Origin of the sequence: Plesiocystis pacifica SIR-1, assembly GCF_000170895.1 — a bacterium.
Taxonomy (GTDB): domain Bacteria; phylum Myxococcota_A; class Polyangia; order Nannocystales; family Nannocystaceae; genus Plesiocystis; species Plesiocystis pacifica.
Genome location: NZ_ABCS01000001.1, coordinates 215811 through 232676, shown reverse-complemented (window position 1 = coordinate 232676; position 16866 = coordinate 215811). Strand labels below are relative to the sequence as shown.

12 protein-coding genes are annotated in these 16866 nt (G+C 71.4%); 7 read left to right on the top strand and 5 right to left on the bottom strand.

Annotated elements, in window-relative coordinates; genetic code table 11:
• Positions 1 to 74: 74 nt before the first annotated feature.
• Both PPSIR1_RS00870 and PPSIR1_RS00865 read right to left on the bottom strand, forming a co-directional pair.
• Positions 75 to 1649: a glycoside hydrolase family 5 protein gene (locus PPSIR1_RS00870; protein ID WP_006969070.1), complete on the bottom strand. Its 1575-nt coding sequence runs from the start codon at positions 1647 to 1649 to the stop codon at positions 75 to 77.
• Between the two features lie 19 nt (positions 1650 to 1668).
• Complete coding sequence (locus PPSIR1_RS00865; protein WP_157595081.1) at positions 1669 to 2376, bottom strand: hypothetical protein; 708 nt, start codon at positions 2374 to 2376, stop codon at positions 1669 to 1671.
• An 86-nt stretch (positions 2377 to 2462) separates the two neighbouring features.
• Here PPSIR1_RS00865 and PPSIR1_RS41490 point away from each other — a divergent pair, with 86 nt between their 5' ends.
• From PPSIR1_RS41490 to PPSIR1_RS00845, 4 genes are all read left to right on the top strand, one after another.
• On the top strand, positions 2463 to 4268 hold the full coding sequence (locus PPSIR1_RS41490; protein WP_006969068.1) for an adenylate/guanylate cyclase domain-containing protein: 1806 nt from the start codon (positions 2463 to 2465) through the stop codon (positions 4266 to 4268).
• Positions 4269 to 4484: 216 nt separating this feature from the next.
• Positions 4485 to 5861, top strand: a complete 1377-nt coding sequence (locus PPSIR1_RS00855) for a cytochrome P450 (RefSeq protein WP_086000891.1) — start codon at positions 4485 to 4487, stop codon at positions 5859 to 5861.
• A gap of 417 nt (positions 5862 to 6278) precedes the next feature.
• Positions 6279 to 7088 carry a UbiA family prenyltransferase gene (locus PPSIR1_RS00850; protein WP_006969066.1) on the top strand — a complete coding sequence of 270 codons (810 nt, stop codon included), beginning with the start codon at positions 6279 to 6281 and terminating at the stop codon, positions 7086 to 7088.
• A gap of 60 nt (positions 7089 to 7148) precedes the next feature.
• Positions 7149 to 7565: a hypothetical protein gene (locus PPSIR1_RS00845; protein ID WP_006969065.1), complete on the top strand. Its 417-nt coding sequence runs from the start codon at positions 7149 to 7151 to the stop codon at positions 7563 to 7565.
• Between the two features lie 30 nt (positions 7566 to 7595).
• Here PPSIR1_RS00845 and PPSIR1_RS00840 read toward each other — a convergent pair whose 3' ends face one another.
• A complete protein-coding gene (locus PPSIR1_RS00840) occupies positions 7596 to 9857 on the bottom strand; it encodes a sulfatase family protein (RefSeq protein WP_006969064.1) in 2262 nt (753 codons plus the stop codon).
• A 57-nt stretch (positions 9858 to 9914) separates the two neighbouring features.
• Here PPSIR1_RS00840 and PPSIR1_RS00835 point away from each other — a divergent pair, with 57 nt between their 5' ends.
• Positions 9915 to 11390 (top strand): lipopolysaccharide biosynthesis protein, encoded by a 1476-nt coding sequence (locus PPSIR1_RS00835; RefSeq protein WP_006969063.1) that lies wholly within the window; start codon positions 9915 to 9917, stop codon positions 11388 to 11390.
• A gap of 131 nt (positions 11391 to 11521) precedes the next feature.
• Complete coding sequence (locus tag PPSIR1_RS00830) at positions 11522 to 12673, top strand: glycosyltransferase family 4 protein (protein ID WP_006969062.1); 1152 nt, start codon at positions 11522 to 11524, stop codon at positions 12671 to 12673.
• On the opposite strand, the gene PPSIR1_RS00825 is transcribed toward PPSIR1_RS00830, so the two are convergent.
• Positions 12624 to 13337, bottom strand: a complete 714-nt coding sequence (locus PPSIR1_RS00825; RefSeq protein ID WP_006969061.1) for a class I SAM-dependent methyltransferase — start codon at positions 13335 to 13337, stop codon at positions 12624 to 12626. The genes PPSIR1_RS00830 and PPSIR1_RS00825 overlap by 50 nt on opposite strands.
• A 34-nt stretch (positions 13338 to 13371) precedes the next feature.
• A complete protein-coding gene (locus tag PPSIR1_RS00820) occupies positions 13372 to 14460 on the bottom strand; it encodes a glycosyltransferase family protein (protein WP_006969060.1) in 1089 nt (362 codons plus the stop codon).
• Positions 14461 to 14807: 347 nt separating this feature from the next.
• Between PPSIR1_RS00820 and PPSIR1_RS00810 the strand changes: the two genes are divergently transcribed.
• On the top strand, positions 14808 to 16865 hold the full coding sequence (locus PPSIR1_RS00810; protein WP_006969058.1) for a PAS/PAC sensor signal transduction histidine kinase: 2058 nt from the start codon (positions 14808 to 14810) through the stop codon (positions 16863 to 16865).
• Position 16866 lies beyond the last annotated feature (1 nt).

Genomic DNA, 16866 nt, shown 5'->3' with positions numbered 1-16866 from the left:
GGCGTCTGGGGAAGGGCAGCGCCGCGGCATTGACTGCGTGAGCCAGGCGCCGTGGCCTCGGCGAGGGCGCAAGCTCAGCGCGCAAATTCGAGGTCGACCGCGACCCCCGCGGGCGCCGTGACGCGCAGCTCTCCCCGCGCCATGTCGAGGGTGAAGCAAGCCTCCTCACCGCGGATCTCGACGCTGCTCGGGCCGGCGCCGAACAGCCGCGGCGGCAGGACCACCTCGCTCACGCCCCCGTCGCTGACGAAGCTCGCGCTGCCCGTGCCCGCGCCGTGGTCCCAGGCGAAGCTCGGCTCGGTCCCGGCCACGGCGCGCAGCCACGGCCGGACCCAGGCGTCGAGCTGGACCCGCTCGTTGCCCGCGGCGTCGACCATGGAGAAGTCCTCGTAGTTCCACAGCACTTCGTTGTAGCTGTACTCCCACATGGTCGCGGAGATGCGCTCGTGGTCGAGGGCGTCGGCGACCTTGTCGAGCCACTCCGGGCCGTAGCGCTCCTCGGGCTGAAAGCCGAACTCGCCCAGGAGCACGTGCACGTCGGCGCTGCGCCCAAACTCGGCGTAGTCGGTCACGCTCGACCCCGGGTCGTCCTGCTCGAGGCCCCAGGTCCCGGCGCCGTAGAGGTGCGGACCATAGATGAGGAAGTCGCCCTCGGGGCGCGGGTGGACGAGCTCGGGGATCAGCCCGACGCCGTCGATGCCCGGGTTGTCGTAGGCCACGAGCAGGTCCGGCGCGGCCTCGTGGAGCGCCGGGATGATCGCGTCATGGAAGGGCGTGAGCACGTCCAGCTTCCACTGCTGGATGTCGTTGGCCGTGCCCCAGCCCGGCTCGTTGAGGATCTCCAAGGCCACGACCCCCGGGTGGTCGGCGAAGCGCTCGCTCATCTTTAGCCACATCTCGTGGAACTCGTCGACGAGCTCGTCCTCGTTGGCGTAGAAGCGGTCGAAGGCTCCGCGCACGTCCGGGTCGGTGACGTACTTGAAGCCCCAGTCGTGGTCGGGGCAGTCGTGCCAGGGCGCGTCGGGATCGGCGACGGCCCAGGTCGGGAAGCCGTCGCCGCAGTAGTTGCGCGCCCACACGTCCTGGTGAAAGTCGAGGATGACCCGCTGGCCGTGGGCCCAGGCGCTGTCGACCATGCGCTCGTAGCGGTCGAGGTAGGCCTCGTCCCAGACGTCGCGCTCGGGCTCGAGGGCCTCCCAGGAAAAGGGCAGCCGCACCGTGTCCATGCCCCAGCCCTGGAGCACGGCGAAGAAGTCATCGGCGGCCTCGGAGAAGGCGTCGAGGGGCATGTCCTCCGTGACCGCGAAGGGCACGAAGGGCGGGGTCTTGTTGCGGTTGCCCGTGTTGAGCCCGCGCATGACCACGTCCCGGCCGAAGGCGTCCCGGGCCACGCCCTCGACGTCGACGACCAGGCGCGCGTCGGCGAGCAGCACGGGCTCGAGGGGCGTCTCGCAGGCGCCCGGCAGCGGGGGCTCGCCCGTGTCCGAGCTGGTCTCGGTGTCCGCGCTGGTCGTGTCCGCGTCGCCGTCTTCGGTCGGGCTCGCCTCGTCGGCGCCCTCGCCATTGGGCTCCGGCGCGGGGCTGCAGGCGAGGACAAAGACAGACGCGAGCGCAGCCAGGTTCGAGCGAGAGCGGAGCAGCGAGGTCATGCGCCCACGCTACCCCGGCTCACGCCTTCGGCTCCGTGTCCTCCGCCACGGGCTGGAACTGAACGCGGAGCGTGCTCCCCCCCGCCGCCGTGACCAGGGCCTGGAGCTCCTCGACCAGGGCGCGCTGCTCGGCGGGGGGCAGGGTCTCGCCCAGGGGGATCACGCCGCCGCGGTGGACGATGGCCGGGAGCTTGGGCAGCTCGCCCTCGTCGGCGGAGTCGAGCGCGGCGCGACCGATCATTCGCCGCTCCCGGCTCCACACCCCGAAGGTCCCGCAGTCCCAAAAGCCCACGGCCTCGATGTCCGCGACCCGGACGCGCTGCTCGTCGGCGAACAACCAGCTGCGCCGGCGGACCACGAGGACCCGCTCGGCCTCGCCCTGGCGGTAGGGCCCCCCGGCGGCCTCGAGGGCCGGCAGCTCGACCGCCTGGACCAAGCTGGCGCGGTGCACCCCGCCGACCAAGCCCTGGATCGAGGCCGCGCCGACCAGGCCCAGGATGCACAGCCCGGCCATCAGCGGCGAGAGGCTGTCCGCGACCACGAAGGCCCCGAGCATGACCAGGAACATGGCCCAAAAGGAGCTGCGCAGCGGACCCAGCTGGCCCGCGGACGCGACCACGATCGACCCGGCCCCGCCCGCGAAGGCGGGGAGCTCCGAGCGCAGGCGGGCCGGCTCGCGCGACCGCGCGACGGCCAGCCCCCCTCCCTCTCCGTGTCGCTCCGCCATGCCCCGTGGATCCTCGTCGCCTGCCCACACCATACCCTCCACGACGCGGGGGGTCGCCCCCAGCCCAGGTTGGTAGATTCCCGACCATGGCCGAGGCCCCCGCCGAGACCCAAGCGCGCCTCGCCGAGGCCGTCGCCCTCGCGTGGCAGCTCGCCCTCGAAGACCCCGATCGCGCCCGGGCCCTCAGCGAGCCCGCCCTGACCAGCGCCGAGCCGCAGACCCGCGCCCTCGCCATGCGCAACCTCGGCTACGTCGAGATGACCGCGGGCGCGACCCGCAGCAGCGCCCGCTACACCAACGCGGCCCACGACCTGCTGACCGCCCTCGGTGACGAGCGCGGCCTGGCCACGGTCGAGGACATGCTGACCCACCTGCACCTCAACCTCGGCGCGGCGGAGCTGGCCCTGTCCCACGCCCTGCGCACCCGCGAGCTGGCCGAGCGCCTCGACGACCCGGTCCTGCTCGGCTGGGCGCTGCACAACCTCGGCACGGTCTACCACCGCCTCGGGGACGCCGAGGAAGGGCGCGGCTGGTACGCCCGCGCCCTGCCCCAGTTCGAGGCCGCCGACTACACCGTGGGCCGGGCCCGGACCCTCGGGCTGATGGCCGATCTCGAGCTCGAGGCCGGTCGCCTCGACGACGCGCGGGCGCACCTGGCCGAGTCCCACGTGCTGTGGGAGGCCAGCCGCGTGCCCCTCGGCCTGGCCCACTCCGACCTGTCCATGGCCAAGCTCGAGCTCGCCGCGGTGGCGGGCCCGGACTCCGCCTCAGACCCCGAGGTGATTGCGAGCGCGGCCCAGCGCGCCCTCGAGCTGCTCACGCGAGCCCGCAGCCGCGACATCCGCCAGCCCCAGCTGCTCGTCGACATCCGCATCCAGGCGAGCAAGGCTCAGCTCGTTCTCGAGTCCTGCCGGCGCGCCCCCGGGCCCGGCCCCGAGGTCCTGCCCCCCCTCGAGCGAGCCATCGCCGAGGCCCGCGAGCACGGCCTGCGCCACAGCGAGCTCGACGGCCTCGCGGTCCAGACCGAGCTGCAGCTGAGCGCCGGCGATCTGAGCGGGGCCGTCGAGACCATGCGCGAGCAGCTGCGCCTGACCTCGGAGCTGGCCCGGGAGGACGCGGCCGCCCGCGCGCGCAGCCTCGCGATCGGCACTCAGATCGCCGCCGCCCGCCGCGAGGCCGAGGTCACCGAGCGCCTGCTCCTCGACGTGATGCCGGCCAGCATCGTCCGCGAGCTCAAGCTCCACCAGCGCGTCGACCCCAAACACCACGAAGACGCGACGGTGGTGTTCGCCGACCTGGTCGGGTTCACGCGCATCTCGACCACCCTCGAGCCGCGCAGCCTGGTCGCCGAGCTCGACCGCTTGTTCCGGGCCTTTGACGACGTGGCGGCCCGCTGGCAGCTGGAGAAGCTCAAGACCATCGGCGACGCCTACATGGCCGTCGCGGGCCTGCCCGACCCGCACCCGCGCCACGCCCTCGCCGCGACCTTGGCCGCCCTGCACCTGCGCGAGGCGGTCCGCGCCTACGCGGCCAGCCCGGCCGCCGACGGCCAGATCAAGCCGCCCTGGTCCGTGCGCGTGGGCCTGCACAGCGGCCCGCTCATCGCCGGCATCATCGGCCGGGCCAAGCTCGCCTACGACGTGTGGGGCGAGACGGTCAACACCGCCGCGCGCATGGAGTCGTCGAGCGCGGCCGATCGCATCAACGTGTCCGCGCCGACCCACGCCCAGATCGCCGCGTACTTCGTGACCACCCCGCGCGGCCCCGTCGAGGCCAAGGGCCTCGGACCCGTGGACATGTTCTTCGTCGAGCGCATCGCCCCGGCCTACGCCGCCGACGATGCGGGCCTCGAGCCCAACGCCGCGCTCTTGGCCGTGCTCGCCGGCCGGTAGGTGAGCGGACAGGTCGGCGGGTCGGCGTCGGCGGCTACCAGACCCCACCTTCGAACTGTCATTCGTACCGACACTCGAGCGCGGTGTCCCAAAGGTCATTGTTCAATTTTACAATTCGACACCCGGTCACTTTCCATTTGTAGTCTCAATTGACAATTTAATAACTGTACCTACAGACAATGTATCTGAGCTCAACAGTGCTATATCCATTTATAGATGGACTCAGTTTCCCACCACGCCCTGCCCACATCTGCGCACCCCTTCGCCGAGCTCCCGCGGGCTCCGGGGTTGCCGCTAATCGGCTGCCTACACCGCATGATTCGGCGTCGCCCGGAGTTCTTCGAGGAGGCGCGGGCAGAGTGTGGGGACCTGTTCGTGCTCGATATCGGCCTGGATGAACTCGTGGTCATTGGTGACGCGTTCCACGCAGAGGAGGTGCTGGTCAAGCAGGCCAAGTACTTCGATAAGGGTGGGAACATGTGGGCGCAGCTGCGCAAATACACGGGCCAGGGGCTGGCATTTTCCGAGGGTGAGCTATGGCGAAAGCAGCGGCGCCTAATGAACCCTCAGTTTCGGCGCAAGCGGATTCAGGGCTTCCGCGAGGTGATGGCGGTGACCATCGACGAGCTGGTCGTCGAGCTCGACGAGCAGGCCGCCCACGGCCAGACCTTCGACGTCTCGACGTGGACGGCCAAGCTGCTCGGGACCCTGACCACTCGCCTGCTGTTCGGCTGCGAGCTCGAGGCCGAGACCTTCGAGCGCCTGCGCGACGCCTTCGGGACCGTGCTCGGCAGCTTCATGCTCGGCGCCGTCACGGGGGCGCTGCCCTCGTGGATGCCGGTCCCCGGGGTCGGCCGCCTCAAGGCCGCCATGGGCGTGGTCCACGAGATCATCCTCGAGCTGATCGCCGAGCGCCGACGCTCGGGAGCGGTCGGCGCGGACCTGCTGAGCATGCTGGCCCACGCCGCCGGTGAGGACGGGGCCATGTCCGATCGCCAGCTCCTCGACGAGATCGTGGTGCTCTACACCGCGGGCTACGAGACCACCGCGCAGGCCCTGGCGTGGACCATGACGGCCCTCGCAGACCAGCCCGAGGTGGTCGCCACCCTCCAGGCGCGGCTCGACGCGTGCGAGGACGATCTCGCCGAGCCCTTCCTCGACGCGACCTTCCGCGAGGGGCTGCGCCTGTTCCCCTCGGCGCCCTTGCTCCCGCGCCGCGTCGTCGAGGACGTGACACTCGGCGGCTACGAGGTGCCCGCGGGCCGGCAGGTCCTGGTCCTGCCCTGGCTCATCCACCGCAACCCGGCGCACTGGTCGGAGCCCGAGCGCTTCGACCCCGCCCGCTTCCTCGACGGACGCCAGCGCCCGCGCCTGTCGTGGATGCCCTTCGGCGCCGGGCAGCGCCAGTGCATCGGCATGGGCCTGGCGATGATGGAGGGCAAGCTCGCGCTCGCGGCGATGCTGCGCCGCTTCACCCCCCGACCGGCCGACCGGCCTTCCGAGCCCGTGTTCGCCGGGACGCTGGGGTCCGCCGACGGCGTCTGGGTTCGCCTCGCTTCGCGAACGAACACCAACAGTTCACAAAGTGTCTAAAAAACCGGCCCCATAGTTTAGCTTCATACTCTGTCGCTCATCGCGCCCAGACTTTTCAGTAGACATGAAATTGGTCGCGCCAAAATCGCAACGCGACTCACCCGACATTACAGTCCGAATTTTCTGCACAGCGATGAAACACAGCTAGAAAGCAACAGAAAGGCGTTCGCTAATACTTCACCCGATGCAATTCTGTATCTTATACATCTCTACTGGATTTTTTTTGTTGACGGGGCATCTTGCCCCACTACAGTGTGGCTGAAAACGGTCGCCTTGGGCCGTTGGGAAATTCAGCCGATGCGTCCTCCCCATCAACCCTATTTGGTTGGGGCCTCCGGGTCACTCAATGTCGTCACTCTGCTCCGAAGGGAGCTCGAGATCACCTACAGACTCGTCTTTCGCGATCTGTCGGCATCGGTGATTCCGGGCCTGCTGATGGTGCTGGCGGCGACTCGAGTCAGCGGGAGTTGGGGGCTGCTCGAGTGCTTCGGGAACGTCGCCGGCTGCCTGGCCTACTTCGGCCTCGCCATCTACGCCTTTTGCCTGTGCAACCAGGTCGTCGGCATCGAGGAGGACCGCCTCAACAAACCAGATCGAGTCATCCCCTCGGGCCTGCTCGAGACCCGGGGTGCGCTCGAGCGCCTCGCCCTCGCGCTGGTCGCGTTCCCGCTGGTCGCCATGCTCCTCGGCGGGCAGGGCCTGACGCGCTGGGCCCTGGCCTGGGAGCTGGTGTTTTTATTCTACAACCTGTTCGGCCTCGACCGGCACTGGTTCACCAAGAACGTGGTGTTCATCGGCCTCGGCGTCTTGGTGCTGCTCGCGGCGGCCTGGGAGATTGTTGCGCCCCTCGATGCCCTCGCCTGGCGATGGATCATCGTCATCGCCGTCATCTTCGGGGCGACCCTCAACCTTCAGGACTTTCGCGACGTCGACGGCGACCGAGCCATGTCCCGAGGAACACTCCCGGTCACCATGGGCCAGGATCGGTCGCGGTGGATCGTAGCCATCAGCATTGCCTGCACCCCCATAATCGTCCATGTGTTCTTATTTGCCCCCGCACAATGGAGCGTGTTGACCCAGTCCATCGAGATTGGTCTGACGGCCCTCAACCTCCTCGTCGCGTACCGCACGGTGCGTAGGCGCGGCCCAGCGGCCGATCACACGACCTACATGCTCCACACCTACTGGTATTGCGCGGTCATTGGGGCCGGTATATTTGTCATGTGATGTCAGGGTTGCTCACAAAGGAATGGCTACTGTAGGCTGTTCCCAGTTAGGAGCAACATCATGACCGATCACAGCGTCTTGAACTGGGAGCGCGTCGACAACATGCTCGTGGTTGTCAACGGAACGGGCTCCGTGCCCGACTCCCTCTGGGAACAGCTCGTCCGCGACATGGACGAGCTGCCCATCGACACCTACCTGGGCATCAGCATGGGCACGATCCGCGTGACGAGCGTGCAGCGGCAGCTCGCCGCGGACGTGGCGAAGAAGCGGGGACTGTCGACCATCATCTTGACCAACGATCGCCTCGTGCGTGGGCTCGTGACGGCCGTGTCCTGGCTGGGCGCGGACATCAAGGCTTACCCGAGCGGCGAGATGGAAGAGGTCCTGAGCTCCCTCGAGCTCGGCGGCGCGACGCGGGCCGCGATCCTCGAGGCCTCGAGCCGCCTGGGCCAGACGCTCACCAAGCAAGCGGTCTGAGCCAGGCTCCCTGGGAGGTTCCAGCATCGCTCAGTCGACCCGCGCGCCAGGGTCCGAGCGCTCGGCGGCCACGGCCTCGGCCAGACGCTCCTGCATGGCCTCGAGCACCGCCGGCCGCTCGCCCACGAGGTTGTGGGTCTCGGCCGGATCCGCGTCGAGGTCGTAGAGCAGCCAGGTGTTGCGCATGCGCCCGTGGACGAGCTTCCAGGTCGCCCCCTCGTGCTCGGCGACCAGGGCCAGCTCCATGCGCGGCTCGTTCCACAGGTAGGCGGGGTTGGCCGAGAGCGAGCTGGCAGCGCCCTCGGCGGGCAGCTCGAGCAAGCGCGAGGGTGACATCCCGGCGGGCACCGGCACGCCGAGGAGCTCGAGCACCGTCGGCGCGACCCCAACGAGCGACACGGGGCGCGCCTCGACCCCGGGCGGCACCCCGGGCCCGGCGATGGCCAGGGGCACGCGCAGCTCGCTGTCGGCGAGAGAAAAGCCGTGGCCGTAGTTGCCCCGCTCGCCGAACTCCTCGCCGTGGTCCGAGGTGAGGATCACCAGCGCGTCGGGGTAGCGGGCGTCGATGAAGGCCAGCAGCCGCGACAGGTGCAGGTCGACCCACAGCAGCTCGTTGTCGTAGGCGTCGCGGACCGGGTCGGGGTCGCCGCTGAACTTGACCGGGGCCTCGTGGGAGGCGTGGGGATCCATGAAGTGCACCCACGCGAACACCGGGCGGTCGCCGGGGTCCTGGCCGAGGATGCGCTCGACGTCGTCGACGACCTGCCGGGCCGTGGTCCCGCGGTTCTTGCCGGCGAAGTCGTAGCGCCCGACCTCGATGTGTTCGAAGCGCAGCTGGCTCGCGGGCAGCTTGCCCTCGAGGATCAGCGGCGGGTTGATGGCCACGGTCGCGTAGCCGAGGCTGCCCAGGGTCGCCGGCAGCCAGGTCCGAAAGGCCATGCGCCCGGCCTCGTGGCGCTCGCCGGGGATCAGCAAGCGCTCGGTGTTCTGGCCCGCGAGCAGGCTGACCATGGAGTAGAAGGTGTGGTTGGCCGGGGCGCGGGCGTTGGCGTACCAGCGGCCCTGCTCGGCGAAGGCGGCGACCCGCGGCATGGTCACGCGCGCGTAGCCGCCGATGTCCATGCGATCGAGGCGCAGGGTGTCGATACTGATCAGGAAGATCGGCGGACGCTCGAGCGCGCCCGGCTCGGGCATGGCCGGCGACGCGGCGACCTCGACGGCCTCCAGGTCGACGCCGTCGCAGTCCTCGTCGACGCCGCTGTCGGGGATCTCCACGCGCCACGGGCTGCGCTCGGGGTCGAGGTTGTCGCAGTCGGCCCCGCCCAGCCACGGCGGGTAGCTGCCGTCGTCGTCGGTGTCGAAGCCGCCCAGGGCGACGTCGAGGTAGTGGGGAAATACGCGGGTGTCGTGGAGCAGCAGGGCCCGGTTCGCCGGCGAGCGCAGGCCGACGACGCCGAGCACCACGACCAGCGCCAGGCCGCCCAGCTGGCCGAGCATGCGGACCGTCGAGCCCTGCGTGGGCGTGCGCCTGGGCAGCCACGCCGCCGCGAACACGGCCAGCACCGCGAGCAAGCCAAAGGCCACGCGCGCGCCGAGGTAGACGAAGAAGGGGCCGCTGACGAGGTGGGCGACGGTCAGCGCGGCGATGGTCAGCAAGGCCCCGCGCAGCAGCCAGCGCGACAGCCCGGGCCGCGCCTGGGCGCCCTCGCGGCTCAGCGCCCACTCGACGACGCGGGCGAGGAGCGCGAGGGCCAAGAAGGCGGCGGGGATGGCCGCGAGCAGACCCGCCGTCCACAGCCGGCCCTGGGTCTCGGGGTAGTCGACGGGGTTGGCCTGGGACACGGCGAGGATCCGCCGCACGCTCGGCCCGACCGCGGCCGTGACCGCGGCGAGGGCCACCGCGAGGCCGGTCAGCGCAGCCGGAGGCGCCTGCAGCCCCTCGTCCACGGCCTCGAGCAGGCGCTCGAGGGGCGACCAGCGCTCGCCGATCTTGCCGGCGATGAGGGCCGCGAGGACCAAAAACAGCGCCGGCCACAGCCCGACGAGGGCCCCGGTCGCCGCCGACAAGATCAGCGAGGCCACGCCCATGCCCTGGTTGCTGGCTTGGGTCCCCGCCTCGAACACGGCGACGAAGGCGGTCGCCGCCGGCAGGCACCACAGCGCGCGCACGGGCAGCCTCAGCGCGCTCGCGTCCTCCCCTTCCCCTTGGCTCGCGAGCTCCTCCACGTCCGTCTCGGGGACCGTCGCCGCCCCCTCGCTGGTCTCCGCTGAGGAGCTCGTGCCCTCCTGCATCGCCGAAGTCTACCCGAGTCTGGTCTACCCAGACCGCGCGCGCTATGGTGGCCGCCCTTGGCCAACGAGAACAGCGCAGGCAAGCTCCTATCCGGCGGCGCCTGGCTGGGCCTGGCCAAGCTGTGGTTCCTGGTCGCGGGCTACGGCCTCGCCGTGGCCCTGACCCACCTGATCAGCGAAGCCAGCTACGGCCAGTACCAGACCGTCGCCCGGGCCGTGGCCGTGCCCAACATGGTCATCATCTACACGGTGATGTTCGCCGTGAGCCGCCCGCTCTCGGCCCAGTTCGAGGCGGGCCTGCCGGACTACCAGGCGATCCGCCGTCGAGGCCTGCGCCTGGCCGCGCTGCTCGGGGTCCTCGCCAGCGGCACCGTGTTCTTGGCCGCGCCCTGGCTCGCCCGCTGGTGGCAAGACCCCGCCCTGGTCGGGCCGCTCCGCGCCGTCGCGCCGATCAGCCTGATCTACGCCCTCTACGCCGTGAACATCGGCACCCTCAACGCGAGCCGCCGCTTCGGTCGGCAGGCGGCCCTCGACGTGACCATGGCCACCCTCAAGGCGGGGCTGATCGCCGGCGCGGCGGCCATGGCCCTGAGCCTGACGTGGATCGTCGCGGGCTTCACGGCCGCGGCGGTGTGCGCCCTGGGGCTCTCGGTGGTCCTCGTGGTCACGGCCCGGCCGGCTTCGAGCGAGGGCTCGCCCCGTGCCGACGCCCCGCCCATGGCCGCCTTCGCCGGCGCCCTGATCCTGTTCACCGCCGTGCTCAACCTGCTGCAGTCCGCGGACCTGCTGATCCTGTCGAGCTTCTCGACCACCCAGGCCCTCAAGGAGCAGACCGGCTACTACTCGAGCGCCCAGCTCGTCGCCTGGATCCCCTACGCGCTGATGAACGCCGTGGCCCTCGTGGCCTTCCCCCTGGTCGCCTCGCTGACCAAGGTCGACGACGCCGAGCGCACCCAGACCTACGTCGACAGCGTGATCCGGGTGACGCTGACCCTGCTCGCGCTCATGGCCGCCGTCGCGGCCTCGGCCTCCGGGCCCATCCAGACCCTGCTCTTTCCCAAGGCCTACGCCGCCGCGGCCGGGCACCTGCGCCTGTTGGTGCTCGGCTACTCGGGCTACGCCTTCGCCAACATCGTCGCGTGGATGTGCAACAGCGCCGGCAAGGAGCGCGCGGCCCTGGCGATCGTCGCCGCGCCCCTGCTCACCGCCGTGCCCCTGGCGTTTTGGCTGTGCCCCAGCCAACACGCCCACGGCGTGGCCACGGCCGTGCTCGCGGCCGGCGGGGTCGCAGCGATCGCCGCCTTCATCGGGCTCGCGCGGGTGTTCGCGGTCCGGCCACCGTGGGTGACCCTGGCGCAGCTGGGCCTGGCTGCGGCCGCCGTCGTGCTGGTCAGCGTGGGCTTCGACCAGCTCCCGGGCGGCAAGTTGATGGTGCTCGTGCGGCTCACGGCGCAGACCCTGGCGTTCATCGCCGTGGCCTTCGCTACCGGAGCCGTGAGCCTGGCCCAGCTGCGCGAGCTCGCCAAAAAGTGAGCTCGCGCTCACCCGCAGCCTCTGGACACGCCGAGGGTCCTGCGACGCGAGGCTCCCGTCATGGATGGCGCCTGGGACCAACGGACGCGGCTTGCCGAGCCCCCTAGTTCGGCCTGTTAGGATGTCCGGCCATGGGCCGCACCCTCGTCCTGACCTCGACCTACCCCCAGTGGGAGGCCGACCCGCGCGGCGCGTTCATTCGCCGCCACTGGGAGGCCGAGGCCCGCGCGGGTGAGCACGTCGAGGTCCTCGCTCCGCGCACGCGCTGGTGCCGGGGGACCCTCGGCGGCCCGCTGCTCACCCACCGCTTCGCCTACGCGCCCCGGGCCTGGTCCTCGCTCAGCGGGCAGTTCGGCATCCTGGAGAACCTGCGCGAGGCGCCGCGCCGCGGCCTGCTGGTCCCGCCCTTTCTCGGGGCCATGGTCGCCGCCTTGCGCCGGCAGCTCGACCGCGCCGACGAGCCCTTCGATCGCGTCGTCGCCCACATGGTCTTGCCCTGCGGCGTCGCGGCGAGCCTGGCCGCGGGGCTGACCGCGCCCGAGGTCCGCCTCGAGGTCTACGGCCACGGCACCGACGTCGACCTGCTGCTCGGCGCCCCCCGGGCCCTCGACGCCGCGGTCCGCTCGCTCCTCGCCCCGGCCCAGACCCTGCACCTGCCCTCCCTCGACAAGGCCCGCAGGCTGCGCGACCGCTTCCCCGAGCTCGGGCCCAAGCTCTCGGTCCAGACCATGGCCCAGACCGTCGAGGCGCCCGCCGACCTGGTCCGCCGCCCGATCCCTGGTCGCGTGCTCTACCTCGGCCGGCTGATCGCGCAAAAGGGCGTCGATCGGCTGATCCGCGCCGTCACCGAGCTGGCCCGCCAGTCTCCGCAGCGCGGCGTCCACCTGCAGATCGCCGGCGACGGACCCGAGCGCGGCCGCCTCGTCGCCCTGGCCCGGCGCACCGGCGCGCCCGTGACCTTCCTGGGCTTCGTCGAGGGCGCGGCCAAGGCCGAGGCCCTGGCCACCGCCGCGTGCCTGTGCGTGCCCTCCCGGGACCTCGGCCTGCTGTCCGAAGGCGCGCCCCTGGTCATCCGCGAGGCCAGCGTGCTCGGCCTCCCCGTGGTCGCCACGGCCGTGGGCGGCATCCCGGAGCTCGCCTCCAGCTGCCCAGGCCCCGTGCGCCTGGTCCCGCCCAACGATGCCCCCGGCCTCGTCGAGGCCCTGCGCGCGAGCACGGATCCGCTCAGCCCGATCAGTCAGCCACGCGGACCGTCAGCACCAAAAAGCCGGCGAAGCGCTTGAGCCGGCTGTCCATCAGCGCCCACTCGAGGCGCTCGCCGAGCGGCCCGATGCCGGGGAGCTCGAGGGTCTTGGGGTGGACCGTGGCGACCCGGATGCCGGCGACGTCGACCAGGGTCCCGATCCCCCGGGCGCGCCCGCGGGCCAGGGCCAGGGTGTCGAAGCGCGTCGAGATGGCGTCCTCGGCGAAGGCCTTCGAGGTCGCCCGCGGGCCCCGAGCGCGGCGGATCAGGTAGCGCAGCGAGTCCCGGTTGTAGATGTCGAAGATGACGTGGCCGCCGGGCCGCGCGACCCGGGCCATCTCGGCCAGGGCCTGCTCGATCGCCTCGACGTGGGCGAGGACCTTGAAGGAGTAGACCACGTCGAAGCTCGCGTCGGCGTAGGGCAGCTGCGTCGCCGAGCCCTCCCGGACCTCGAGGCCGCGCGCCCGGGCGCGCTCGAGCATGCCCGGCGAGATGTCCACGCCCTCGACCCGGCTGGCGAAGTTGGCCACCCGATCCATGACCAGCCCGGTCCCGCAGCCGACCTCGAGGGCCTCCTTGCCCCTGCCCACACGCTCGACGATGGCCGCGGCCTGATCGTCGATGAGCTTGTGGTAGCCGCGGTCCCGGCCGTCGTCGTAGCCCCGCGCGAAGGCGTCGTAGTAGCGGGTGTTGTCGGTGTTCATGATCGGTGTAGGCCAGTTCAAAAGTCAGCTCAGCTCAGCTCAGCGCGGCGTAGCGCTCGAGGTAGGCCGCCGCCATGATCTCAGCCGAGAAGCGCCGGCGGATCAACTCCCGCGCGGCGACGCCCATGGCCTCGAGGCGCGCGGGGTCGTCCACCACGGCCCGGAGAGCCTCTCCCGGGTCGCTCTGCGGGTCCAGAGGCACCCCAACCTCGAGACCCTCCTGCGCCGCGCAGGCGAGCAGCTCCGACACCGGCGGCGCGTCGAGGATCGCTGCGGGCACGCCGCGGGCCATGCCCTCGAGCAGGGCGAAGGGCAGGTCGACCTTGCGGCGGGCGTGATCGGCCAGATAGAGCTGGATGGCCGCGGCGTCGAACAGCTCGGCCATGCTCGACACCTCCCCCAGCAGGCGGACCCGCCCGGCCGCGAGGGCGCTGGCGAGCTCGGCCTCGAGCCAAGCCAACGCCTTTTGGTGGCCCTCGCCCTTGGGCCGCGTGGCGATGTCGAGGCGCCAAGGCGTGCGCTCGAGGGCCCGCGCCACGCGGACGAGGTGGCCGGCCACGGCCTCGTCGAGGTCGCCGGCAAACAGCACGCTCTCCCGTTGGGGCTGCTCGGGCAGGTCCGTCGGCGCGGGCACGCCCGGGTAGATCCGGCTGACCCGCGCCGCCGGGAGGCCCGCCTCGATCAGCCGCTCCCGCCCCCAGTCCGAGGGCACCACCACGTGGTCCACCCGGCGCAGGGCCCCGGCGATGGTCTCGGCCCCCGTCGACGCCGGCAGGGTCTGGAGCACCACGCGGCGCAGCGGCACCCGGCGCGCGACGACCAGGGCCGCCGCCGAGCTGCGGTTGGCCGCGAAGAAGCTGTGCACGGGCAGGCCGGCCAGGCGCGGGCCGAGCAGCGCGGCGAACATCCGCGCCTTGTCGGTCAGCGTCGGCTGGTAGGCCATCGCCGCCGCCGACAGCACGCGGTCGTCCGGGCGCAGGGGCGCGCTCGGATCGCCAAAGTAGATGCGGCGATGCTCGGCCGGCAGGGCCTGCACGAGGTTGCGGACCAGCACGCTGGTCCCGTCCCGGAAGGGGGCTCGGACGGGCTTGCACAGCAAGACCCAGGGTCGCTCGGCGGTCACCGGGGGCCGAGCATACACGCTCGATCGGAGGGACCTAGACCCCCGCCTCGTTGAAGGGCGTCGTCCCGTCGGTGTAGTTCAGGGCCGCCTCGATCAGCGCGAGGGAGCGGGTCGTGTAGCGATCCCCGGCGACGATGGTCTCGTAGAGCGCCGCGGCGCGCTCGAAGTCTCCGCTCGCGCGCCGGGGGGCCCCGGCACCGCGACTGGGGGCTCTCTGGGCGCCGACATGCGCGCCCAGTTCACACCCAACGCGATGCCCGATTCCGAGCGCGAACGCATGGCAAACGCTTCGCAGCGCCGCCCTCGGTGGCCCGTCTGCGAGGCGCGCGCTAGCCTGAGCGGCAGCCATGCGAGCGACCGACCTTCCCCATCGACTCGTCGCGCCCGTCGCCCTGGCCTGCGTGACCCTGGCCTGCACTCCGGGGGGCATCGCCCTCGACGGAGACGACGGCGCGGGGGAGAGCGACACCGCCGCCGACGAGATCGGGGACAGCGAGGGCTCGGGGAGCTCCGAGGCGGACAGCTCGAGCGAGTCCGGGACCGACGAGGCCGAGTCCGGCGAGACCGAGACCGAGACCGGCGAGACCGGCGAGACCGGAACCGAGACCGACACCGACTGGGGCGACGAGTGGGACGACGAAGACGACTTCGACACCGGCACCCTGCCCGAGCCGCCCGAGCCCACCTTGAACTTCCTGCCCACCAAGCGCTTCGCCTTTTGGTGGGACGACACCTTCGCCGCCGAGGACTACCAGCTCTTCCAGCTGCTGCCCGGCGCCGCCGAGGCGCAGCCCCTCGGCGAGCCGAGCACCGCGACGAACCCGACCCTGCTGCACCAGCCGCTGTTTCGCCGCCTGGGCGCCAGCTACCACGTGCGCGCCTGCAACCTCGACGGCTGCACCGACTCGGACCCCATGGTCGTCGACGCGGCCATCGACGGCGCCATCGGCCACGTCAAGGCGAGCAACGCCCAGGGCGGCGACTGGTTCGGCTGGGACGTGGCCCTGAGCCTCGACGGGCAGACCATGGCCGTGTCGGCGCGGCGCGAAGACGGCGGCGTGGGCGGGGTCGGGGGCGACCCCAACGACGAGTCCATCGGCAAGGCCGGCGCCGTGTACATCTTCGTCCGCGACGCCCAGGGCGAGTGGTCCGAGCAGGCCTACATCAAGAGCCCCGTGCCCAAGCCCGAGACCTACTTCGGGGAGCACATCGCCCTCAGCGGCGACGGCAACACCCTCGCGGTCGCCAGCCCCTGGGAGAAGAGCGACGCCGTCGGCATCGGCGGCGATCCAGACGACCACAGCGCCCAGCAGTCCGGAGCAGCCTTCGTCTACGTCCGCGGCGGCCCAAACCTGGATCAGTGGAGCTTCCAGGAGTACGTCAAGGCGTCCAACGCCGAGGCCTACGACCGCTTCGGCATGTCCGTGGCGCTCAGCGGAGACGGCGACCTGCTGGCCGTCGGCGCGACCGGTGAGGACAGCCTCTCGACGGGCTTCGACGGGCCCATGGACAACGGCTGGGACGTCAGCAGCATCGGCGCGGTCTACCTGTTCGAGCGCGGCCTCGACGACACCTGGGTCGAGGCCCACTACGTCAAGGCCTCCAACGCCCAAGGTGGCGACAACTTCGGTGAGGACCTCAGCATCAGCGCCGACGGCGACACCTTCGCCGTGTCCGCGCGCTACGAAGACTCGGGCTCCGGAGGCGTCAACGGCGATCAAGACGACAACTCCGTCGGGGGCTCGGGCGCCGTCTACGTGTTCCACCGCCCCGACGGCCCGGGCAGCGCGTGGGCCCAAGAGGCCTACGTCAAAGCCCCCCACCCCACCCACGGCGCGCGCTTTGGCAACCAGATCCGGCTCAGCGCCGACGGGGACACCCTCGCCGTCTCCTCACCCGAGGAGAACAGCGGCGCCACCGGCATCGACGGCGACCCCCTCGACACCAGCGCCGACGACTCGGGCGCCGTGTTCTTGTTCCGCCGCGACCCCATGAACCAGTGGAGCCAGCAGGCCTACGTCAAGGCCTCGAACACCGGCGAGGAGGACTTCTTCGGCGCCGGCCTGGGCTTGAGCGCGGACGGCAACGTGCTGGCCGTCGGCGCCCACGAAGAGGACAGCGCCGGCGTCGGCATCGACAGCGCCGCGGCCCAGGACACAGACGAGCTCGACAGCTCGGGGGCCGCCTACGTGTTCGCCTTCGAGGACGGCGCGTGGTCCCAGGTCGCCTACCTCAAGGCCCCCAACACCGACGACCTCGACGACTTCGGCTCTTGCGTCGCGCTCAGCGGCGACGGCGAGACCCTGGCCGTGGGGGCCTACCGCGAGGACGACACCTCCAAAGGTGTCAACAACCCGCCGGAGGAAGGCCTGGCCTTCGAGTCCGGCGCGGTGTTCTTGTACTGAC

What these genes read in the sequence shown, in the direction of transcription:
- PPSIR1_RS41490 (WP_006969068.1), top strand. Translation starts at nt 2,463, where the DNA reads ATGGCCGAGGCCCCCGCCGAGACCCAAGCGCGCCTCGCCGAGGCCGTC.
- PPSIR1_RS00865 (WP_157595081.1), bottom strand. Translation starts at nt 2,376, where the DNA reads ATGGCGGAGCGACACGGAGAGGGAGGGGGGCTGGCCGTCGCGCGGTCG.
- PPSIR1_RS00845 (WP_006969065.1), top strand. Translation starts at nt 7,149, where the DNA reads ATGACCGATCACAGCGTCTTGAACTGGGAGCGCGTCGACAACATGCTC.
- PPSIR1_RS00810 (WP_006969058.1), top strand. Translation starts at nt 14,808, where the DNA reads ATGCGAGCGACCGACCTTCCCCATCGACTCGTCGCGCCCGTCGCCCTG.
- PPSIR1_RS00855 (WP_086000891.1), top strand. Translation starts at nt 4,485, where the DNA reads ATGGACTCAGTTTCCCACCACGCCCTGCCCACATCTGCGCACCCCTTC.
- PPSIR1_RS00830 (WP_006969062.1), top strand. Translation starts at nt 11,522, where the DNA reads ATGGGCCGCACCCTCGTCCTGACCTCGACCTACCCCCAGTGGGAGGCC.
- PPSIR1_RS00870 (WP_006969070.1), bottom strand. Translation starts at nt 1,649, where the DNA reads ATGACCTCGCTGCTCCGCTCTCGCTCGAACCTGGCTGCGCTCGCGTCT.
- PPSIR1_RS00825 (WP_006969061.1), bottom strand. Translation starts at nt 13,337, where the DNA reads ATGAACACCGACAACACCCGCTACTACGACGCCTTCGCGCGGGGCTAC.
- PPSIR1_RS00840 (WP_006969064.1), bottom strand. Translation starts at nt 9,857, where the DNA reads ATGCAGGAGGGCACGAGCTCCTCAGCGGAGACCAGCGAGGGGGCGGCG.